This window comes from Pseudescherichia sp. L3, assembly GCF_024656065.1.
Taxonomy (GTDB): domain Bacteria; phylum Pseudomonadota; class Gammaproteobacteria; order Enterobacterales; family Enterobacteriaceae; genus Pseudescherichia.
Genome location: NZ_JANKYC010000001.1, coordinates 1573445 through 1594976, shown reverse-complemented (window position 1 = coordinate 1594976; position 21532 = coordinate 1573445). Strand labels below are relative to the sequence as shown.

Annotated in this window: 22 protein-coding genes; 13 read left to right on the top strand and 9 right to left on the bottom strand. The window is 53.3% G+C overall.

Annotated features, from left to right (window positions below):
- Nucleotides 1-135 precede the first annotated feature (135 nt).
- The 4 genes from cysB to acnA all read left to right on the top strand — a co-directional run bounded on the left by cysB (nucleotide 136) and on the right by acnA (nucleotide 4481).
- The gene (gene cysB / locus NR795_RS07815; protein WP_042394307.1) at nucleotides 136-1110 is read left to right on the top strand and encodes an HTH-type transcriptional regulator CysB; all 975 of its coding nucleotides are present in this window, start codon (nucleotides 136-138) and stop codon (nucleotides 1108-1110) included.
- Between the two features lie 207 nt (nucleotides 1111-1317).
- Nucleotides 1318-1458 (top strand): YmiA family putative membrane protein, encoded by a 141-nt coding sequence (locus tag NR795_RS07810; protein WP_217996440.1) that lies wholly within the window; start codon nucleotides 1318-1320, stop codon nucleotides 1456-1458.
- Nucleotides 1459-1462: 4 nt separating this feature from the next.
- Nucleotides 1463-1630, top strand: coding sequence for a hypothetical protein (locus NR795_RS07805; RefSeq protein WP_186370541.1), 168 nt, complete (start codon nucleotides 1463-1465; stop codon nucleotides 1628-1630).
- 178 nt (nucleotides 1631-1808) lie between these two features.
- Nucleotides 1809-4481, top strand: coding sequence for an aconitate hydratase AcnA (gene acnA, locus NR795_RS07800; RefSeq protein ID WP_144814885.1), 2673 nt, complete (start codon nucleotides 1809-1811; stop codon nucleotides 4479-4481).
- A 76-nt stretch (nucleotides 4482-4557) separates the two neighbouring features.
- On the opposite strand, the gene ribA is transcribed toward acnA, so the two are convergent.
- Nucleotides 4558-5145, bottom strand: coding sequence for a GTP cyclohydrolase II (gene ribA, locus NR795_RS07795; RefSeq protein WP_042394301.1), 588 nt, complete (start codon nucleotides 5143-5145; stop codon nucleotides 4558-4560).
- A 197-nt stretch (nucleotides 5146-5342) separates the two neighbouring features.
- Here ribA and pgpB point away from each other — a divergent pair, with 197 nt between their 5' ends.
- The 5 genes from pgpB (at nucleotide 5343) to yciH (ending at nucleotide 9054) form a co-directional block, all read left to right on the top strand.
- Entirely contained in the window at nucleotides 5343-6110 is a 768-nt protein-coding gene (gene pgpB / locus NR795_RS07790) for a phosphatidylglycerophosphatase B (RefSeq protein WP_222887971.1), read from the top strand.
- 155 nt (nucleotides 6111-6265) lie between these two features.
- Nucleotides 6266-6634, top strand: a complete 369-nt coding sequence (locus NR795_RS07785) for a LapA family protein (protein WP_374543982.1) — start codon at nucleotides 6266-6268, stop codon at nucleotides 6632-6634.
- Between the two features lie 6 nt (nucleotides 6635-6640).
- Complete coding sequence (gene lapB / locus NR795_RS07780; RefSeq protein ID WP_257757821.1) at nucleotides 6641-7810, top strand: lipopolysaccharide assembly protein LapB; 1170 nt, start codon at nucleotides 6641-6643, stop codon at nucleotides 7808-7810.
- Between the two features lie 180 nt (nucleotides 7811-7990).
- Nucleotides 7991-8728 (top strand): orotidine-5'-phosphate decarboxylase, encoded by a 738-nt coding sequence (gene pyrF / locus NR795_RS07775; RefSeq protein ID WP_257757820.1) that lies wholly within the window; start codon nucleotides 7991-7993, stop codon nucleotides 8726-8728.
- Complete coding sequence (gene yciH, locus NR795_RS07770) at nucleotides 8728-9054, top strand: stress response translation initiation inhibitor YciH (protein ID WP_042394290.1); 327 nt, start codon at nucleotides 8728-8730, stop codon at nucleotides 9052-9054. The genes pyrF and yciH overlap by 1 nt, the downstream gene beginning before the upstream one ends.
- Nucleotides 9055-9178: 124 nt before the next feature.
- Here the strand turns inward: yciH and osmB are convergent, their stop codons facing one another.
- From osmB to fabI, 7 genes are all read right to left on the bottom strand, one after another.
- Nucleotides 9179-9394 (bottom strand): osmotically-inducible lipoprotein OsmB, encoded by a 216-nt coding sequence (gene osmB, locus NR795_RS07765; RefSeq protein ID WP_042394288.1) that lies wholly within the window; start codon nucleotides 9392-9394, stop codon nucleotides 9179-9181.
- A 271-nt stretch (nucleotides 9395-9665) separates the two neighbouring features.
- Nucleotides 9666-10424 (bottom strand): DNA-binding transcriptional regulator YciT, encoded by a 759-nt coding sequence (locus NR795_RS07760; protein WP_257757819.1) that lies wholly within the window; start codon nucleotides 10422-10424, stop codon nucleotides 9666-9668.
- Nucleotides 10425-10429: 5 nt separating this feature from the next.
- On the bottom strand, nucleotides 10430-10612 hold the full coding sequence (locus NR795_RS07755) for a hypothetical protein (RefSeq protein ID WP_238085585.1): 183 nt from the start codon (nucleotides 10610-10612) through the stop codon (nucleotides 10430-10432).
- A 115-nt stretch (nucleotides 10613-10727) separates the two neighbouring features.
- A complete protein-coding gene (gene pdeR, locus NR795_RS07750; protein WP_257757818.1) occupies nucleotides 10728-12719 on the bottom strand; it encodes a cyclic di-GMP phosphodiesterase in 1992 nt (663 codons plus the stop codon).
- Nucleotides 12720-12931: 212 nt separating this feature from the next.
- The gene (locus NR795_RS07745) at nucleotides 12932-14866 is read right to left on the bottom strand and encodes an exoribonuclease II (protein ID WP_144814907.1); all 1935 of its coding nucleotides are present in this window, start codon (nucleotides 14864-14866) and stop codon (nucleotides 12932-12934) included.
- A 78-nt stretch (nucleotides 14867-14944) separates the two neighbouring features.
- Nucleotides 14945-16099 (bottom strand): carboxymuconolactone decarboxylase family protein, encoded by a 1155-nt coding sequence (locus NR795_RS07740; protein ID WP_257757817.1) that lies wholly within the window; start codon nucleotides 16097-16099, stop codon nucleotides 14945-14947.
- A gap of 141 nt (nucleotides 16100-16240) precedes the next feature.
- Nucleotides 16241-17029: an enoyl-ACP reductase FabI gene (gene fabI / locus NR795_RS07735; RefSeq protein ID WP_103820043.1), complete on the bottom strand. Its 789-nt coding sequence runs from the start codon at nucleotides 17027-17029 to the stop codon at nucleotides 16241-16243.
- A 429-nt stretch (nucleotides 17030-17458) separates the two neighbouring features.
- Here fabI and NR795_RS07730 point away from each other — a divergent pair, with 429 nt between their 5' ends.
- Nucleotides 17459-17755, top strand: a complete 297-nt coding sequence (locus NR795_RS07730; RefSeq protein WP_257758280.1) for a hypothetical protein — start codon at nucleotides 17459-17461, stop codon at nucleotides 17753-17755.
- 319 nt (nucleotides 17756-18074) lie between these two features.
- On the top strand, nucleotides 18075-19058 hold the full coding sequence (locus NR795_RS07725) for an MDR family oxidoreductase (protein WP_144814912.1): 984 nt from the start codon (nucleotides 18075-18077) through the stop codon (nucleotides 19056-19058).
- A gap of 64 nt (nucleotides 19059-19122) precedes the next feature.
- On the opposite strand, the gene NR795_RS07720 is transcribed toward NR795_RS07725, so the two are convergent.
- Complete coding sequence (locus tag NR795_RS07720) at nucleotides 19123-19779, bottom strand: TetR/AcrR family transcriptional regulator (RefSeq protein ID WP_257757816.1); 657 nt, start codon at nucleotides 19777-19779, stop codon at nucleotides 19123-19125.
- Between the two features lie 420 nt (nucleotides 19780-20199).
- Here NR795_RS07720 and NR795_RS07715 point away from each other — a divergent pair, with 420 nt between their 5' ends.
- A complete protein-coding gene (locus tag NR795_RS07715; protein ID WP_257757815.1) occupies nucleotides 20200-20397 on the top strand; it encodes a hypothetical protein in 198 nt (65 codons plus the stop codon).
- A gap of 251 nt (nucleotides 20398-20648) precedes the next feature.
- Nucleotides 20649-21314 (top strand): GIY-YIG nuclease family protein, encoded by a 666-nt coding sequence (locus NR795_RS07710; protein ID WP_071881691.1) that lies wholly within the window; start codon nucleotides 20649-20651, stop codon nucleotides 21312-21314.
- Nucleotides 21315-21532 lie beyond the last annotated feature (218 nt).

Below are 21532 nucleotides of genomic sequence, written 5' to 3'. Positions count from 1 at the left end.
CTTATAACGACATTATTATTTTTTTTTCATATCTATACACTGTAGATATAAATGATATAGTGGTTATAGCTACTTCCTCTCTTATTATTAAATCGTCTTAGACGATGTCGTGTGTGCAAAATCGGATGGTCCGTCATGAAACTACAGCAGCTTCGCTATATTGTTGAGGTGGTCAACCATAACCTTAACGTCTCATCTACTGCCGAAGGGCTTTATACCTCGCAGCCCGGGATCAGTAAGCAGGTTCGTATGCTGGAGGACGAACTGGGGATCCAGATTTTTGCCCGCAGCGGTAAGCATCTTACTCAGGTCACGCCGGCCGGTCAGGAGATCATCCGCATCGCCCGCGAGGTGCTCTCCAAGGTAGAGGCGATAAAATCGGTTGCTGGCGAGCACACCTGGCCGGATAAGGGATCGCTGTATGTGGCGACCACCCATACCCAGGCCCGCTACGCACTGCCTAACGTGATTAAAGGCTTTATTGAGCGCTACCCGCGCGTATCCCTGCATATGCATCAGGGATCGCCCACACAGATTGCTGAAGCGGTATCTAAGGGTAACGCGGACTTTGCCATTGCTACCGAAGCGCTGCATCTCTACGACGATCTGGTGATGCTCCCGTGCTACCACTGGAACCGCTCTATCGTGGTGACGCCAGATCACCCGCTGGCAGGCAAGCAGTCGGTGAGCATTGAAGAGCTGGCCCAGTATCCGCTGGTCACCTACACCTTTGGCTTTACCGGCCGCTCCGAACTGGACACCGCGTTTAACCGTGCTGGCCTGACGCCGCGCATTGTGTTTACCGCTACCGACGCTGACGTGATCAAAACCTACGTCCGTCTCGGACTGGGGGTGGGGGTGATCGCCAGCATGGCCGTCGATCCTATTTCCGACCCTGATCTGGTCAAGCTGGATGCGCAGGGCGTGTTCAGCCACAGCACCACCAAAATCGGTTTCCGTCGCAGTACCTTCTTACGCAGCTACATGTATGACTTTATCCAGCGCTTCGCTCCGCATCTTACCCGTGACGTTGTCGATACCGCCGTCGCCTTGCGTTCGAACGAGGATATTGAAGCCATGTTCCACGATATAAAGCTGCCGGAAAAATAACAGAAGGGCGACAAAAGTAGTCGCTAACGTGGCGCAGCGCAAATTACCTTCTACAATACTCTCTTCGCGATCATAACATCGAATATTTCACTCGAAATGATTCGTAAATTCGCTGGATTTTAGGCTAAAGTTTCTTTAGGATTTGTCCTATGTGATGATTACTTAAACCTATTGTTCGGTGTCAATATGATAAGCGATGTCGATTGTGTGAGGTTAGCAATGCCAGCAGGAAGTGAAGAACCGCAAAGGGATCTCGCGCTTAAGCGTAAAGCGTGGCTCGCGGTATTTCTCGGTTCGGCTTTCTTCTGGGCGGTTGTGGCGCTGGTTATCTGGAAATTTTGGGGTTAGGCCTATGGCAATTACCGAGCGGTTAAATCCGGTTCAGGACCGCTGCCGGTCCCCTAAACATCCTCACGTAAGCGAGAGCCAGACGACGGTGCAGATCCCGGCGGGCTGGCAGCTTACGGCGGCGCAGAAAGCGTTTATTGACTCTTTTGCTGACGATAAACCCAAAAAATAGCGGTCATCTTCTCTACCCGAAACCTCGCCCCGGCGAGGTTTTTTACGTTCAGACCCCCGGAAAAGCACCCAATTTAGCGATTTGGGTTGTTATCAAAACGTTACGGCATGTTTGTGTTATCTTTAATACAGACCCTGATACCAGTCAGGGTATCGATACTCTGTATTAGGAGGAGCTTATGTCGTCTACCCTACGCGAAGCCAGTAAGGATACATTGCAGGCAGAGAACAAAACCTGGCACTATTACAGCCTGCCGCTGGCCGCAAAGGCACTTGGGGATATTTCCCGCTTACCCAAGTCACTAAAAGTACTGCTGGAAAACCTCCTGCGCTGGCAGGATGAGGATTCCGTCACCGAAGAGGATATTCGTGCGTTAGCCGGGTGGCTCCAGTCTGCCCACGCTGACCGGGAGATCGCCTATCGCCCGGCAAGGGTGCTGATGCAGGACTTCACCGGCGTGCCTGCCGTGGTTGACCTGGCCGCCATGCGCGAAGCGGTTAAACGTCTCGGCGGCGATACCGCAAAAGTCAATCCGCTCTCTCCGGTCGATCTGGTGATCGACCACTCTGTTACCGTGGACCACTTCGGCGACGATGACGCCTTTGAAGAGAACGTCCGTCTGGAGATGGAGCGCAACCATGAGCGCTACCAGTTTCTGCGCTGGGGCCAGCAGGCCTTTAGCCGCTTCAGCGTCGTGCCGCCGGGAACCGGGATCTGCCATCAGGTAAACCTCGAATACCTCGGCAAAGCGGTCTGGAGCGAACTGCAGGATAAAGAGTGGGTCGCCTATCCGGACACGCTGGTGGGCACCGACTCGCACACCACCATGATCAACGGCCTGGGGGTGCTGGGCTGGGGCGTCGGCGGTATCGAGGCCGAGGCCGCGATGCTGGGGCAGCCGGTATCCATGCTGATCCCCGATGTGGTTGGCTTCAAGCTGACCGGCAAGCTTAACGAAGGCATTACCGCTACCGACCTGGTACTGACCGTGACCCAGATGCTGCGTAAACACGGTGTGGTAGGTAAATTCGTCGAATTTTACGGCGACGGTCTCGATCATCTCCCGCTGGCGGATCGTGCGACTATCGCTAACATGGCCCCGGAATATGGCGCAACCTGCGGCTTTTTCCCTATCGACGACGTTACGCTCAACTATATGCGCCTCAGCGGCCGCAGCGAAGAGCAGGTGGCGCTGGTGGAGGCCTACACGAAAGCGCAGGGGATGTGGCGTAATACTGGCGATGAGCCGGTCTTTACCAGCACTCTCGAACTCAATATGGCTGAGGTAGAGGCCAGCGTTGCCGGGCCAAAGCGTCCTCAGGACCGCGTTGTGCTTAGCGAAGTACCCCAGGCATTTGCCGCCAGTTCAGAGCTTGAGCTGAACCACTCTCAGAAAGATCGCCAGGCGGTGGAGTATACGCTGAACGGGCATCAATATCAGCTGCCGGACGGAGCGGTAGTTATCGCGGCAATCACCTCCTGCACCAACACCTCTAACCCAAGTGTGCTGATGGCGGCGGGGCTGCTGGCGAAAAAAGCCGTAGAGCTAGGGCTGAAGCGCCAGCCGTGGGTGAAAGCGTCGCTGGCACCTGGCTCGAAGGTGGTCTCTGACTATCTCGCTCAGGCCAGACTGACTCCCTGGCTGGATGAGCTAGGCTTCAACCTGGTGGGTTATGGCTGCACCACCTGTATCGGTAACTCCGGGCCGCTACCCGATCCTATCGAGCAGGCAATCAAAAAAGGCGATTTGACCGTTGGGGCGGTGCTCTCGGGTAACCGCAACTTTGAGGGTCGAATTCATCCCCTGGTGAAGACCAACTGGCTGGCGTCGCCGCCGCTGGTGGTGGCCTATGCCCTGGCGGGGAATATGAATATCAACCTGGCCACCGATCCGCTTGGCCACGACAGAAAAGGCGATCCGGTCTACCTGAAGGATATCTGGCCGTCGGGCGATGAAATTGCCCGCGCCGTTGAGCATGTTTCAACCGACATGTTCCGCAAAGAGTATGCCGAAGTGTTTGAGGGTACCGACGAGTGGAAGTCGATTGAGGTAGAGCACTCCGACACCTATAGCTGGCAGAATGACTCGACCTACATCCGCCTGTCACCGTTCTTTGATGAGATGCTGGCGACACCGAAGCAGGTGGAAGATATTCATGGGGCACGGATCCTGGCGATGCTGGGCGACTCTGTGACGACCGACCATATCTCGCCGGCAGGCAGCATCAAACCGGACAGCCCGGCTGGGCGCTACCTGCAAAGCCACGGGGTGGAACGCGGGGATTTCAACTCCTACGGTTCACGCCGGGGTAACCATGAAGTGATGATGCGCGGCACCTTTGCCAACATCCGTATTCGTAACGAAATGGTTCCTGGCATCGAGGGTGGGATGACCCGGCATCTGCCGGGCAGCGAAGTCATCTCTATCTATGACGCGGCCATGCGTTATCAGAAAGAGAGGACGCCGCTGGCGGTCGTTGCTGGTAAAGAGTACGGGTCAGGATCCAGCCGTGACTGGGCCGCTAAGGGGCCACGTCTGCTGGGTATTCGCGTCGTTATTGCCGAGTCGTTCGAGCGTATTCACCGTTCGAACTTGATTGGTATGGGGATCCTGCCGCTGGAGTTTCCGCAGGGCGTGACGCGTAAAACGCTGGGGCTGACGGGGGAAGAGAAGATTGACGTCGATAATCTGACCCAGCTCAAGCCGGGCGCGACTATTCCAGTGCGGCTGACGCGGGTGGATGGCAGTCAGGAGACTATTGACTGCCGCTGTCGTATCGATACCGCTACTGAGCTAACCTATTACCAGAACGATGGGATCTTGCACTACGTGATCCGTAATATGCTGTAAGTCAGCAATGCCCGGCCTACAGAACCGTGTAGGCCGGGTAAGGCGGATACCGCCACCCGGCGTTGTCTCGCCTCAATCAACCCAGCAGATGGCCCATCTTAGCTGCCTTGGTATCAAGGTAGTGCTCATTATTAGGGTTACGCCCAACGATCAGCGCCACGCGCTCAACGATGTTAATCCCGGCCTCGGTAAGGATCTCTACCTTGCGCGGGTTATTGGTTAGCAGCCGTACCTCATCCACGCCCAGCAGCTTGAACATGTCCGCGCACAGCGTAAAATCACGCTCGTCGGCGGCAAAGCCCAGCTGATGGTTAGCTTCTACGGTATCATAGCCCTGGTCCTGTAGTGCGTAAGCGCGGATTTTATTCAGCAGGCCAATGTTGCGACCCTCCTGACGATGATACAGCAGGATCCCGCGTCCCTCTTCAGCGATGTGGGAGAGGGCGGCTTCCAGTTGAAAACCGCAGTCGCAGCGCAGGCTGAACAGGGCGTCGCCGGTCAAACACTCTGAGTGGACGCGGGCGAGCACCGGCGTCTGACCGGAAATATCGCCATAGACCAGAGCAACGTGATCCTGTCCGGTTGCCAGTTCTTCAAATCCCACCATCAGGAAGTCGCCCCAGGGGGTTGGCAGTTTGGCTTCTGCCACACGTTTAAGCTGCATGTGATTCTCCAGATTAAGCTGGCACTTTCTGTGCCCGTAGCCTTGAGGCTTTCTGTCTGTCCCTATTTTGCCACAAGGCGCGCCACTTCACTAATCGCCACCGTGGCTTACAAAGATTAAACGCACAAATCCGTCAAATCCGCCGAACTTGTTATTTTTCAGTTATTATTGTGTCACTTAATTGAAAGGGAAAGAAAATGCTCTCAATCGCAAGACGGATTGCCGCCGGAACGGGACTTCTACTGATCATGCCACTGTTGGTATTGCTCTTCGGCTGGCATTGGCAGCCTGGGGGCCACAGCGGCTGGCTTAAAATGCTCTACTGGATCACGGAAACGGTCACCCAGCCCTGGGGCATCATTACCCACGTCGTCTTATGCGGCTGGTTTTTGTGGTGCTTACGCTTTCGCCTGAAGGCGGCGCTGATGCTGTTTGCCATTCTTGGGGCAGCAATCGTGATTGGCCAGGGGGTGAAATCCTGGGTTAAAACCCAGGCTCAGGAGCCGCGGCCGTTTGTCGTGTGGCTCGAAAAAACTCACCAAATTCCGGTAGATGAGTTCTACACTTTAAAACGTAAGGAGCGCGGTGCCCTGGTGCAGGCGCAGCTTACCGAGCAGGACAACGTGCCTGAGTTTTTGCGCAAGCACTGGCAGAAAGAGACCGGCTTTGCCTTCCCCTCCGGTCACACGATGTTTGCCGCCAGCTGGGCGCTGCTGGCCGTGGGCTTGCTGTGGCCTCGCCGCCGCACGGTTACTATCGTTGTGCTGATGGTTTGGGCGGTGCTGGTGATGGGCAGCCGACTGCTGTTGGGCATGCACTGGCCGCAGGATCTGGCGGTGGCGACGCTCATCTCCGGTATTCTGGTCACCCTGGCCACCTGGCTTGCGCAGCGTCTCTGTGGACCACTGACGCCGCCGGTGAAAGAAGACATCGAGATAGCCCAGCGTGAAGAGAAAAATGAGTAAGGCCGCTTAGCGTTGAATTTCTGCTTTTTGGCCTTACATCATCTGGATGTCACGGTTTTCCATTTCGTCCGCTGCGCGAAAATGGTAGTTTATAAGGCTGGATGCAGCAGGTTGAACAGAATTTATTCGCCCTAAGCCACATAACGGGAAGTAATGTGAAATATCTACTCATTTTCTTACTGGTGTTAGCAATCTTTGTCGTTTCCGTCACTCTGGGTGCGCAAAACGATCAGCAGGTGACCTTCAATTACCTGTTGGCGCAGGGGGAGTATCGTATCTCTACGCTGCTGGCGATTCTGTTCGCCGCTGGCTTTGCTATCGGCTGGCTGATCTGTGGTCTCTTCTGGCTGCGCGTGCGGGTCTCTCTGGCGCGGGCAGAGCGGAAGATTAAGCGTCTCGAACAGCAAATCGCCCCTGCAACGACTGCTCCTGCAACGGCTGTCCCTGCTGCGCCTGCAACAACTGCGCCTGCCACCCATAGCGTTCCGGTAACGACCGCAACGACGCCGGTCGTCAAGGAATAACAGGCTATGCTGGAGCTGTTGTTTCTGCTGTTACCCGTGGCAGCCGCCTACGGCTGGTACATGGGACGCAGAAGTGCGCAACAAACAAAGCAGGATGAGGCCAACCGGCTGTCGCGTGACTACGTGGCTGGCGTCAACTTCCTGCTGAGTAACCAACAGGATAAGGCGGTAGATCTGTTCCTCGACATGCTCAAAGAGGATACCGGCACCGTTGAGGCGCATCTCACCCTGGGGAACCTGTTTCGCTCCCGGGGCGAGGTGGATCGCGCTATCCGCATCCATCAGACCCTGATGGAGAGCGCCTCTCTCTCCTATGACCAGCGCCTTCTGGCGGTTCAGCAGCTGGGCCGCGACTATATGGCTGCGGGCATGTACGATCGCGCCGAAGATATGTTTAATCAGCTGGTGGACGAAACCGATTTTCGCATCGGGGCGCTACAGCAGCTTCTGCAGATCTATCAGGCCACCAGCGAGTGGCAGAAGGCGATCGACGTGGCCGAGCGTCTGGTTAAGCTGGGTAAAGATAAACAGCGCGGCGAAATTGCCCATTTTTACTGTGAGCTTGCATTGCAGCAGATGGGTAACGATGACATGGACCGCGCGATGGTGCTGCTGAAAAAAGGCGCTGCCGCCGATCGCACCAGCCCCCGGGTCTCTATCATGATTGGCCGCGTGCTGATTGCCAAAGGCGATTACGCCAAAGCGATGGAGAGCCTGCTGCGGGTAATCGATCAGGATAAAGAGCTGGTCAGCGAAACCCTGGAGATGTTGCAGACCTGCTACCTCCAGCTCGGGAAAAACGACGAGTGGGCAGAATTTCTTACCCGCTGCGTTGAGGAGAACGTGGGTGCGACCGCCGATCTGATGCTGGCTGAAATTATCGACCAGCGTGAAGGGCAGGATCAGGCGCAGGTCACCGTCACGCGTCAGCTCCAGCGTCACCCCACGATGCGCGTTTTCCATAAGCTGATGGATTACCACCTGCACGATGCCGAAGAGGGACGGGCGAAAGAGAGCCTGATGGCGCTGCGTGACATGGTCGGGGAGCAGATCCGCAGCAAGCCGCGCTACCGCTGTCAGAAGTGCGGTTTTACGGCCTACACTATGTACTGGCACTGTCCTTCCTGTCGGGCATGGTCAACGGTGAAGCCAATTCGCGGTCTCGACGGCCAGTAATTTAAAAAAAAGCCCACTTTAGTTACAACATCCTTTAATGGATTCATATTCCAGCTCGCACCGTGCCGAATCAGTCAGGCAGCAGAAAATACACCCTGTCAATTTCCTCCGCACGCAGTTAGAATGCTGCCCGTTTATCCTTTTGCGCCCGCGCGTGCTCATCAACAAGAAGGTCTGGTCATGACGTCTACTGCTTCATCTTCTTCCACATCTCTGTGCCACTCTCCCGTTGTGGTTGCCCTCGACTACGCCAGTCGCGAACGCGCTCTTGAGTTTGTCGATCGCATCGCTCCCAGCGACTGCCGCCTGAAGGTAGGCAAAGAGATGTTTACCCGTTTTGGGCCGCAGTTCGTGCGCGAGCTTCACCAGCGCGGCTTCGATGTGTTTCTCGATCTGAAGTTTCATGATATTCCCAATACCGCAGCCCATGCGGTGGCCGCGGCGGCCGATCTTGGTGTCTGGATGGTCAACGTTCACGCCTCCGGTGGTGCACGTATGATGAACGCCGCCCGCGAGGCGCTGGTGCCGTTTGGCAAGGACGCACCGCTGCTCATTGCCGTAACGGTTTTGACCAGCATGGAGGCCAGCGATCTGCTCGATCTGGGCATCAGCAGCACGCCTGCTGAGCACGCCGAGCGCCTGGCGCGCCTGACGAGGGAGTGCGGCCTGGATGGTGTTGTCTGCTCTGCGCAGGAGGCGGTGCGCTTCAAGAGCGAGCTGGGGCAGGCGTTTAAGCTGGTGACGCCGGGGATCCGTCCTCAAGGCAGCGAAGTGGGCGATCAGCGGCGGATTATGACGCCGCAGCAGGCGCTGGCGGCAGGCGTTGATTATATGGTAATTGGTCGTCCGGTTACCCAGTCTGCCGATCCAGCCCAGACCCTCAGCGAAATTAATGCCTCCCTGAAGCTGGAGGCATAATGAAGGACAGTAACAGCCGTTTAGTCTACTCCACCGAAACCGGGCGTATCGATGAACCTAAAGCTGCACCTGAGCGGCCAAAAGGCGATGGCATCGTGCGCATTCAAAAGCAAACCAGCGGGCGTAAGGGTAAGGGTGTCTGCCTGATTACCGGCGTAGAGGGCGACGATGAGGCGCTGAATAAGCTTGCTGCTGAGCTGAAGAAGAAGTGTGGCTGTGGCGGATCGGTGAAAGAGGGCGTCATTGAAATTCAGGGTGACAAGCGCGATCTGCTTAAAACGCTGCTGGAAGCCAAAGGCATGAAGGTCAAGCTGGCGGGCGGCTAACAGATAAATAAAAAGCCACGGCGATTGCCGTGGCTTTTTATTACGTTATTCAGATCTGCAAGAAAGTATTACGGCGTTATCAGAACGCGTTTTCAATCCTTGAAAGACCTGCTACGTCATATTATTAGTCCACCTGGTGACCAATAATACCACCCACCGCCGCGCCACCCAGGGTACCCAGGGTGCTGCCGTCGGTTAGGACAGAGCCACCGATCGCACCTGCGCCGGCACCGATAGCGGTGTTACGGTCGCGTTTAGACCAGTTGGAACAGGCGCTCAGAGACATTGCCAGTGTAACAGCCAGTACGACAGTTGCTGCTTTTTTGCTTGATAACATCATAATACTTTCTCCTGAAATTTCGATTCACGGAAAGAAATCTCTTTAAGTATAGTGTGGTTATGACACTCTAAAGTCTTTTTCCGTAAATTATGTTACACAGTTGTTACTGATAACCACGCTCAACTGAAGCGAGGCGGTAGTTACATCCTGTTATATCGCTGAACATAATTTTACTTCTTGCCTGTTGAACAGACAGGTAAAAAGTCTTAATTGAATCGTCAGAAAAGTCTCATAGATGAGGGAGATAGCCCACTTTCATGGGCTAAAAGCGTTAGCGCGTGCGGGGAGATTTAACAATATCGACATGCACGCCAGCCTGCTCCAGCTCGCGCTGCGTGGCTGCGTTAAGCTTGTCATCGGTGATCACCCTGTTAAAAGGGTGGTGCTGTCCAAGCGGGTAGGGATGAACTACACCAAATTTTGAGCTGTCGGTGAGAATAATGGCCTCACAGCCCTTTTCCAGTACGGCGTTCACGACGTCAGCGCGCATCATATCCCGGCCGGTAAAGCCGGTATCAGGCTGCCAGCCATCAATACCAATAAACGCCTTGCTGAAGTGTACCTGAGCAATATACTGGCGCGTCAGCGGCCCCACCATACTCTCGCTTTTCTTCTGATAGATGCCGCCGAGCAGGATCACTTCGCAGGAGGTCTCTTTAAGCAGATGAGCAATATAGCTGCTTACCGTGATAATAGTGATATCTTTCTGCTCAGCGAGGGTGCGTGCCAGTAGCGCATTGCTGCTGCCATTTTCAATAAATATCGTTTCACCGGGCTCCACCGTGGAGGCGGCAAATTCTGCCAGTTCGCGCTTCAGGGCAAAATTATTGAGCATGCGGGTTTCAACATCGTCGCTTTCCAGCGGGACCGCATAGCCATGGGTGCGGCGCAAATAGCTCTGCTTTTCCAGCGTATTCAAATCCTGACGGATGGTCACTTCCGATACGCCGGTTGTTTTAGCCAGATCGGTCACGCTGACCCGGCCTTTATCAATTACCATCTGCAAAATAATTTGTTGTCGGGAATTCATTGCGATTAAATTTCCCACGGCGTTTTAGGCGAATTTTGCCCCTGAGCCTGCTCGGCATCATTCTGCGCCAGCAGCTCTGCCTTAAGGATTTCAAGATTATGAATGGCAGAGTGGTAATCACCCGCAACCAGAATATCGAGCACGGTATCAATCCGTCCTGCCAGTTGCTTTGCGTCGATGTCAGCCATCATGTCACTCCTGATCAAAAGGGTAATAAATTTAATGATGCAAAAAATAGTGTAAAAAGAGAAGGAGAAAAAAATAAATCTCAAAAAAGCATAAGCAAAGGATATTCGTTAATGGCTAACGCATTTTCCGCGTCTGGTAACGCTTGTACCAACGCTCAAAGGCGGCGGCGGGCATGGGCTTAGCAAACAGAAATCCCTGCCGTTCATTGACGCCGTTTTTCGTCAGAAACGCATCCTCTTTGGCGCTCTCAACGCCCTCGGCAATGACCTGTAAATTTAGCGCCTGCGCCACGGCGACAATCGCACGTACCAGCGACTGCGAAACCGGCTGCTTGTGCACGTCGCGCACAAACGACTGGTCAAGCTTGATGGCATCTATAGGGAAGCGTGCCAGCTGCGACAGCGACGAGTAGCCGGTGCCAAAGTCGTCGAGATGCACCTGCGCGCCGAGGGCGCTAAACTGCTCAATCACCGACAGGGCTACCTCTTCGTTTTCAATCAGGCAGCTTTCGGTTAGCTCAACGTCAATCGGGCTATATTCAAAATGGAGATCGCTAAGCGCCTGTCTGAGATCGCTGAACAGGGTCTGGTCAGCTAACTGGCGTGCGGAGAGGTTCACCGCAACGCGTATGTTTAGCCCCTTGTCGCGCCATTTGGCAATCTGCTGCAGCACGTCCAGCATCACCCATCGCCCCAGCGGGACAATCAGGCCCGACTCCTCGGCATAGGAGATAAACTCCGTCGGGGCGATAAGGCCGCGCTCCGGCGATTGCCAGCGTACCAGCGCCTCCAGGCTGCGGATCTCGCCGCGCCAGGTTACCTTGGGCTGGTAGTAGATCACCAGCTGATTATCATCCAGCGCCTTGCGCAGGTTAGTATCGAGCCACAGATACTCAAAGACGCGCTGGTTCATCTCTGGTGTAAAGACACAAAACTTACCCCGGCCGTTCTCTTTGGCGGTATACATGGCGGTATCGGCGTTGCGGATGACAGTCTCCCGATCCTTGCCGTGCTGGGGGGCCAGCGAAATGCCCAGCGAGCAACCCGAGTAGACCTCGATAAGCCCGATGCGGAAGGGCTGGCGCAGCCGGGTTAAGATGCGGGATGCCATCGCCTCCAGCGCGCTCTGCGAGGTTTTAGTCGCCAGCACGATAAACTCGTCGCCGCCCAGCCTTGCCAGCACCTGGCCTTCGTCCAGGCAGCTTAAAATAGCCAGCGCCACCGCCTGCAACAGCTGGTCGCCAAACATATGGCCGTAGGCGTCGTTGACCTTTTTAAAATTATCGAGATCGAGATAGACGATACCCACCTGGCTATCGCCCCGTTTCGCAATGGCGTCGCTCGTCAGCTCGTTGATGGCATTGCGGTTAGGCAGGCCGGTGACAATGTCGGTATTGGCCAGCACGCGCAGACGCTCCTGGGCGCGGCGCTCTTCGGTAATATCGGTGCCGGAGCAGATAAGATATATTTCGTTTTTACCGCTGCCGCTGTGGACAAATTTATTGCGGAAGAGAAACAGCCGCTGTCCTTTACGGGTTTTAATCCAGCGTTCAACTTCGTACGAACTACCGCTCTGAAAAAAATTAGCGATGTTACGCCGCGCCGCGACGGCTTCTCTGGCGCTCATAAATAATTTAAAAACGTTCTGGCCAATAACCTCTGTTTCGCGCAGACCGGTATATTCCTCACATAGCCGATTAAAGCGCTGAATATTGCCGTGGCGATCGAGAATAACAATTGCCGAGTGGGCTTCCGACACCACCTGTTCAGCAAAGGAGAGGCCCTGGACTAAATCCTGCGCTATGGGGGAGGTATCATTCCAGGAGGAGGCGGTACCTGTCCACTCAGTTTTACCGGTTTTTCTGCCAACCAGATGCAGGGTCACCTCGCGGTCTAACAGCGGCAAGGTGGTCGTTACGCTGGAGGTAATTACCGTCATCGCCCGGATCTGCTCGGCTTGCTCATCGTTAAGCGTTATTGTCTGGCTGGCTTCGGCATTTTCACTGGTGGCAAGATGTAGCGTATTGCTGTCAGCAGAGAGTCGCCAAAAGGGGCTATTTAAGCCCAGATAGCGGAACAGCCCCTTTTGATCCAAATCCTCTTTCATGTTTCCTCCTGTCCCACCCGACGCGCTACGTTCACCCATTTTAAAATCGACAAAGCCGCAAGCTTAATAACGGAACACACTGTTTTTACAGGCGATATTATAATATTTCTTCGTCAGCTAAAAAGCAGAATTAGTGAATATTTATTACAGGCAGGGAAGGGTAAAATGCTGTCGGCCGCGTATATTACGAGGCCGACAGGGCAGGGAGATAATTAGGCCAGCGGGCGGGCAATAACGCTGCGCGTCTCCATGCGTACTTCAGCGATAGTGACATCAATCACATCGCTAACTTTATACACGGTTTCGCCTTTAATCGTTACCGTGCCGCTCTCCTGACTACACACCATCTCATCGCGCACGGCATGCAGGAACGGAGCTGGAATAAACGCGACCGCGCCGTTATCCACCAGACGCACGCGCATACCGCCGCGGCTGATATCGATAATTTCTGCGGCAAAGCGGGTATCGGTGCCGGCTTTGTCTTTCAGGAAGCGCGCATACAGCCAGTCGCCAACGTCACGCTCCGCCATACGGTTGAGACGGCGACGTTCAGCCATTTGCACCGTGGCGTCATCCTGCGGACGAGCAATGGTTTCGTTCTTGATAATCGCCTTCAGCAGGCGATGGTTGATCATATCGCCATACTTACGGATAGGTGAGGTCCAGGTCGCGTAGGCATCCAGGCCCAGACCGAAGTGAGGACCCGGCTCGGTGCTGATTTCAGCAAAGGACTGGAAGCGGCGGATACGGCTATCAAGGAAACCTGACGGCTGGGCGTCAAGCTCGCGGCGAAGCTTGCAGAAGCCTTCGAGGGTCAGCACCTCTTCGGCGTCGACGTGCATGCCGTGCGTTTTCAGCAGCGCGGCCAGCGCTTCGCCATTCGCCGGATCGATCCCGAGGTGAATGTTGTAGATCCCGAAGCCCAATTTAGCGCGCAGAACGCGTGCCGCACAGATATTGGCGGAGATCATTGACTCCTCCACAATGCGGTTAGCAATGCGGCGCGGCTCTGCCACGATATCCAGCACTTCGCCTTTTTCACCCAGCACAAAGCGGTAGTCCGGACGATCCTTAAACACCAGCGCGTGCTGGGTACGCCACTCGCTGCGGCTCAGGCAGACGCGGTGCAGGAGGCGGATCTGGTTAGCAATCGCCTCTGACGGTGGCTGCCAGCCCGCGTTGCCTTCCAGCCAGTCTGAGACCTCGTCATAGACCAGCTTAGCTTTGGATTCGATAGTTGCCGCGAAGAAGGTAATATCCTCTTCAATGGTGCCGTCGGCGGCAATGATCATGCGGCAGGCCAGCACGGGACGGACCTCCTGCGGACGCAGAGAGCAGAGGTCGTCTGACAGCTCGCGCGGCAGCATCGGGATGTTGAAGCCCGGCAGGTAGTTGGTGAAGGCGCGTACTTTGGCGATATCGTCCAGCTTGCTGCCCTCAGCGATCCACGCGGTGGGATCGGCAATGGCGACGGTCAGCTGCAGCTTATCGTCAGCCAGCGTTTCAACAAACAGGGCATCGTCCATATCTTCGGTGCTGGCGCTGTCGATGGTGACAAAGTCCAGGGCAGTCAGATCGACACGCTCCAGGCCTTCATCCAGCATATCGGTCGCCACACCGTTCGGTGCCTCTTTCTCCAGATTATGGCGGGCAAGGGTCACCCACCACGGAACGAAGTGGTCATCACCGAAGGTAATAAACTGCGTCAGCTCGGCGTAAAAGCCGCGATCGCCCTTCAGCGGATGGCGACGCATCTCGGCTACCGCCCAGTCGCCCTCTTTAAAATCATGCTCCACGCCGCGCATGGCCCGGCAGGGAATCGCCTCTTTCAGCAACGGATGATCCGGTACGATAGACAGACGATCGTCTTTTCTATGTACTTTACCGACAAAGCGCGACAGGAACTGCTCGACAAGCTCTTCCGGCTCGGCGGATTCACGATCTTTGTCACTGTGGATCACAGCGATCACGCGGTCACCATGCATTACCTTTTTCATTTGCGGCGGCGGAATGAAATAGCTTTTCTGGCCGTCAACTTCAAGGAAGCCAAAACCTTTTTCGGTGCCTTTAACGACGCCTTCCGCACGCGGCGTTTGGGAATGCAGTTGCTGTTTAAGCTGCGCTAGCAGCGGGTTGTCCTGGAACATAATTTTATATTTTCGTGGCCATAAGAGCGGCTGACAGTTTTACGCGATTCTGGGTGGCGCTTCAAGCGCTGTTTCGCGCTAATGCGTGTCGCCCAGCGCGATTTTAAGACGATTCAACCAGCCGCACAGGCCGCTCCACGCCAGCAGATTCACCGCCTGCTGCGGGGAAAGCCCCTGTTCAACGAGGGGAGTAAACTGGGCAGCGCTAAACCGGTCTGCCGCCCGGGTCAAAAGTTGTACCGCCTGGATAACGGCCCGCGCCTGGGGATCGGCCTTGCTCCAGCTGTTTAACGCCCGTTCGCCGCTGCGCAACGCCGCGAGCGGCGCATCGGGTAGGGCAGACGTCGCCAGAGTGTTAAAGCAGTCCAGGCTACCGTTAATCCGTGCCGTCAGCAGGGCCACCAGATCCACCAGTGCGGCATCGAGCGTGGCGCACAGCTCGCTCTGTACGATCTCCCCCAGCGCATTGAGCAAAGGGGGCTCGTGGGCCAGCACCGGAGCCAGCACCCTCAGGGCCGGCAGCGGCTGCCACTGGGCCAGCGCTTTCAGCTGGGCGGGGCTGGCAAAGTGTGGCTCGACGCTCGCAAGGCCTGGCGTCCAGCGGCTCTCAGAACGACTAAAAGGCTCTGCGGCAGCGTCCTGCTGCACATCCATGCCAGGCAGCCAGCGTACGGGCTGGCAGAGCAGGGCCTGAAACGCCGCAATGACCCGCGCCTGGAAACCAATGAAGCCGATAATCTGATCCATCAGCACGATATCCCATGTCGTTAACCCGACCTCTTCAAGCTGCTCCCGCGCCCGGGCGTCGATCACCTCGGGGGAGCTGGCGAGCTGTCTGGCGTACTGGGTGATCTGCGCCAGGCGATAGTTACTTTCCCGGGATGAGTCGGGGCCGGGCAGCGGCGCGAGGCGGGCGGCGTAGTGATTGCACAGACGCTGAACGCCGTAAACCTGGGCTACCGTGAGGGCCGTGCTCAGGCGATCGTAGGCGCTGAAGGTGCGTTGGCGGCTAACGGTGACGCTGCGGGGAAAAAGCCGGTCGTAGAGGGCGCGGGCAGGCTCCAGCCAGCTTTGACAGGGGGCGATGACATCGTCAGGCAGCACCAGATCCAGCAGAAAACGATCAGTGACGGTGGCGGCTTCGGGAACTAACGGTAGCGCTTGTGCCTGGCCGGTACTCGACTGGGTCTCATGATACCAGTGGCCTTTACCGGAAAAACGGCGTTGTTCCATGGGCTTTCCTTGATCTCAAAATGGCGATCAATATCCTGGCGTAACGCTAACGAGGGGAAAAATATTGTTAGGTGATAATAAATAGCGGAAAAGCATAAACAGCGGGGGAGACCCCTCCCAAACGGGAGGGGAAGGGAACGCTTACTTGAGTTCCAGTTCGTTCATTGCAGCGATGCTGAAACCGCCGTCAACGTGAACGACTTCACCGGAGATACCGCCGGAGAGGTTAGAGCAGAGGAAGGCCGCGGTGTTACCCACGTCTTCAATGGTAACGGTGCGACGGATCGGGGTGACCGCTTCGCAGTGCGCCAGCATTTTACGGAAGTCTTTGATCCCGGACGCGGCCAGAGTACGGATCGGACCAGCGGAGATGCCGTTCACGCGCACGCCTTCCGGACCCATCGCGTTCGCCATATAGCGCACGTTGGCTTCCAGAGAGGCTTTCGCCAGGCCCATCACGTTGTAGTTCGGAATAGCGCGCTCGGCACCCAGGTAGGAGAGGGTCAGCAGAGCAGAGTCCGGGTTCAGCATAGAGCGGCACGCTTTGGCCAGCGCAACAAAGCTGTAGGAGCTGATGTCGTGGGCAATTTTAAAGCCTTCACGGGTTACGGCGTTTACATAGTCGCCGTCCAGCTGGTCGCCCGGTGCAAAACCGATAGAGTGCACGAAGCCGTCAAACTTCGGCCAGCTTTTTGCCAGCTCAGCGAACAGGCCATCAATGCTTTCGTCTTTAGCAACGTCACATTCCAGAACGATGCTTGAACCCAGCTGCGCGGCAAACTCTTCAACACGGCCTTTCAGCTTGTCGTTCTGGTAGGTGAATGCCAGCTCAGCGCCTTCGCGATGCATAGCCTGTGCGATGCCGTATGCGATGGAGAGTTTGCTGGCAACGCCAGTCACCAGAATGCGCTTACCGGAAAGAAAACCCATAGCTCTAATCCTTATATTCATTGCTTGTTTTTTGCCTTGCAAATCATAGCTTTGCAGAAGGCATTTCAAAATCATTCGAAATTAGCTCGAAATTATATCCCACTCACTGCCCTTTGTGTCACGATATTTCTCAGACGTCTCCCTGGACTCACTTCCCAGAAGGTGTTGAGCAGACTCATTATTGCGCAATCGGGCGTGCAAACGTGCCGATAAAGTGCGCAACGCGTGAAAGGGCGGTGGGTCATTTTCCCTGATCAGTCCAGAAGGAATCCTGCCTTCGTCAAGTATATCACCCAGCACCATGTTCGCCTCATCCAACCAGAGACATAACGGCATCGCCATCATGGCACCCGTCTGAGTTTGTTCTACAAAAAGATGTGCTCTGTCTGTGCAATAATGGACATAAATCATTAGATGGAATGAAAGGTGATGGGCTTCCAATTTTGTTTCGTAGTATGTTCAATTTTCCTGACGGGCCCGCTTGCGTTTGTTCAATCGATCATCTTTTTGCGTCGAGGAATCTATACCAAAAGATTCAAGGGGAGCGATCGCAAGGAGTATATTCACAAGGAAACTAAACCTATTGAGTACTGGTTCAGCGTGATTGCTCAAATGATGGCAAGCCTTATGATGATCGGATTAGGTTTTTGCTTCCTGGATGAAATTCCCATCGTTAACCATTGGTACACTGAAATCCGCGCATCTGTTGCGGCGCTGGCTCTGTAGAAGCAGAGCCAACGGCAGCTATGAGCGAAAAGCGGATAAACTTATCAAAGCCAGCCTGTTTCATCGCATCATCACCCGTATCCTGAAGCATTAACTGTGCCCCCTCCAGGACCGTTGACTTTTCTCCTCTGCACCAGATAAACCCGAATCCAGCTTGATACTGATCAAAAAATACAGTTTTAAGCCAATGAAAAAAATAGTAATTCTTGAATGCTGACAAAACATTGGGAGAGTAGTGTTGATTATTAGACGATCGGTCAATATTATTTATTAACGACTTAATGACTGAACGGTAAATGACCAGACAGATGAGGTGAAAGTGTTTAAATCTTTACTAATCAACAAAACAGATGAACGCTACAGTGCGCAACTTGCTGAAATCGCTGAAAGTGAGCTGCCGCAGGGGGATGTGGAGGTCAATGTTGACTATTCATCCGTCAATTACAAAGACGCACTGGCTATTACCGGCCGGGGGCCTATTGTCCGTCACTTTCCAATGGTGCCTGGCATTGATTTTGCCGGTACGGTGACCGCCAGTTCTCATCCAGAATATCAGGTCGGAGATAAGGTTCTCCTGACCGGCTGGGGTGTAGGGGAAAAACACTGGGGCGGGCTGTCCGAAAAAGCACGGGTAAAAGGAGACTGGCTGACGCCGCTCCCGACTGGCGCAAACAGCAAACACGTGATGGCAATCGGAACAGCTGGCTTTACCGCGATGCTGTGTGTCGACGCGCTCCTGAATCATGGCGTTAAGCCTGAAGATGGACCGGTACTTGTTACCGGTGCCAGCGGAGGTGTCGGGAGTATTGCGGCCATGATCCTTGCGTCGATGGGTTACCGCGTAACCGCCTCTACTGGTCGCCCGGATGAAGCCGCCTGGCTCTATAAAACAGTCGGTGTAGACGAAATTATTAATCGTTCCGAGCTTTCCTGCCCCGGAAAACCGTTACAGAAAGAACGCTGGGCTGCCGCCATTGATACAGTCGGTAGCCACACGCTCTGCAATGCCTGTGCCGGGGTGCGGTACGGCAGTATTGTTGCAGCCTGCGGCATGGCACAGGGTATGGAGTTGATGGGTAATGTGGCTCCGTTTATCCTGCGTGGCATCACGCTTAAAGGGATTGACAGTGTCATGTTTGCGAAAGAAAAAAGAGCAGCGATCTGGCAGCAGGCGGTACAGTATTTACCAGAGTCCAGACTGGATAGCCTGACCACCGTTTACCCGCTCAGTGATGCCATTAATGTGGCCGAAAAACTTCTGAGTGGCGGAATTCGCGGCCGGGCAGTAATCCAGTGTAGCTAATGAGATGGAAGCCAGGCTCAGTCTGGGTTTGATACTTGTTATTAAGGGGCCGCGGCCCCTCTTTTTACTTTTCAGCCGTCACTTCCTGCGACGGCTGATAGCGTACTGAAGTTTTGAAGTAGCTCCAGAAGTCGTACACAGGCTGGGTTGAACAATAAAGTTTGGCGCGCATTACGGCGCCTTCCCAGCCACTCCAGAAAATGGACGCCAGTTGTGTATTATTCATATCTGAGCAGATTTCGCCCGAAGTTAACGCGTCGGACAGACAGGTCGCCACAAGTGCCTGCCAGCGCTCAAGTATATCCTGTAGCTGTTTAATAAAGGATAGTGGAAGCCCCGGACTCTCCTGCATCATATTGCCAACCAGACAGCCCCGGGTGAAATTGTACTTTTTAATGCCGTAGCAGGCATCGTCGATAAAATTTTCCAGTCGCATCAGTGGTGTACAGGATGAATCATGCAGATGTTTTTTGAGTTTATGCACAAAGAAACTGTCATAAGCACTCAGAACGGTCTGAGCATACTCTTCTTTGCTTTTGAAATAGTAATAAAATGAGCCTTTAGGGACACTGGCATTTTTGACAATGGCATCAACTCCCGTCGAAAGAAAACCATTCTGCGTAAGCAGTTCAAGTCCGCTACGGATCAGGTCTTTACGGGTATCTGCGTAGGTACTCTCTGTCTTTCGTGGCCTTCCCCGCCCGCGACTTTCGCCAGTCATGACTCATCTCCTGCATTTTATTAACGGAAAAGAATAAGTGATTTTGTGCGGGAGCTTCAATCAGTTTATCCATGCGGTGACGAGGTGGTCGCATATGCCGACTGGACAGTGGCATTGCCTGTTGCCAAAACGCCATCGCAGGCCGTTCAAGTAAACCTACTAATCCAGTGCAATGGCGAATTCGCTATGTCTGCTTCTGGAACAAAGCGGAAATACTAACTGCGTTTAAGGTCCGCTGTGAGCGAGGAGCGGACATTAGCCTTACAAGCATAACTGAACTGTACGCAGGATCTCTAAAATCGAATGGTTCGGTTAAGTGCAGTGCTTACAAGACAAGCATCGCGTGTAGTTTTGGGTGAGATTGATTAAATTATTTTGTGGGGATATGATTCAAACAAAAGATCCTTAAATGAGGTTGTTATGTCATACATTCGAGTAGAGAAATATGGCCTGCAGTATAAAGGTGAGTATTTCTGTGAAGAGAATATGGTTACAGTCTTTGGGGTGAGAGGAGGACAGTCCAGCGTGGTTCTTAATGGGATGACAGAAATCGCTGCTGCTCGTACTGCGTTGCGAAATCTTATTAGAGAAAATCAGATTGATCCTCTAACTGATTAAAAATGGTCCATATTTATTGACGGCCTATTTGAGATAATTTAGATCAAATTTATTCTGAAAGTTAGATTGGAGTGAGAAGCAGGCATCAAACCGTTATCACTAGCAATAAGTTGTTTAAATTAAATAATGAAATAATCAGGTGGTAACATAATGGATGAGAACATTGCAATTGGAACAATAAAAATGGATATCACTTAATAAGTGTAGTAAAGTCCATTTTATATATCCCTGTAAATTTATGAGATACTTCCATGAGAACCGACAACTTAAGAATGATTGAGAGTGGGGAATATGTTTTCGATATGTTATTGGATAGTGGTGAATTATACTATACAAGTCACACTTTTGACACGAAGGAAGATGCAAATAGCTGGATGGAAGAGTGGCAAACTTGGGCAAATAGTGTATCGAGTGGAAAAGTAAGTAGTATTTATTATATTTTACAAGTACCTGATACTTGGGCCGGTTCTTCAGATAAAAATAATCCTTATTCGGGGCTTTATGTGAAAATAGGACGTTCCAATAATGTGCTAAAAAGATTATCTAACTTACAAACAGGTACATTTGGTCAATTAATATTACACGCTTTGGAACCTGGCGGATCAGAAAAAGAAAATTATCTACATGAAAAATTTAGCAACGAAAGACGTCAAGGCGAATGGTTTATATGTACTAAAGAACTTACTAAGCATATATTTACAACATGGTTTAGAAATAAGATGCTCCCACCAGAACATCAAATGAAACTAATGCAACTCGCAGAAAGAATTGGTATTTATTCGCACATACATAGTCTAATGGGGGGGAAGCCCGATTTAGTAAACCCATCAATTAGTGAACCTTGGGAATGCGAAAAATATGTTTTCGTTGATTTGGTTTATAGCTCTTTAGCAAAGCAAGTTAATAATAAAAAATAAGTTTTGATCTTTTAACCATACAGTTAATGATTCATTAATGAATGAGGTTATTTAAAGTTATGAAGTTTTAATAAGTTCCAGAATTTTTTCTCATCCATTGGTTAAAGAATTATATAATAACATCTGCTTCTGGCACACAGCAGACAAGTACCTGCCGATAAAGGTCTGCTGAGAGCGAGGAGCGGACTTTTGTCTATTTATGAAGAGAGAAGGAGATA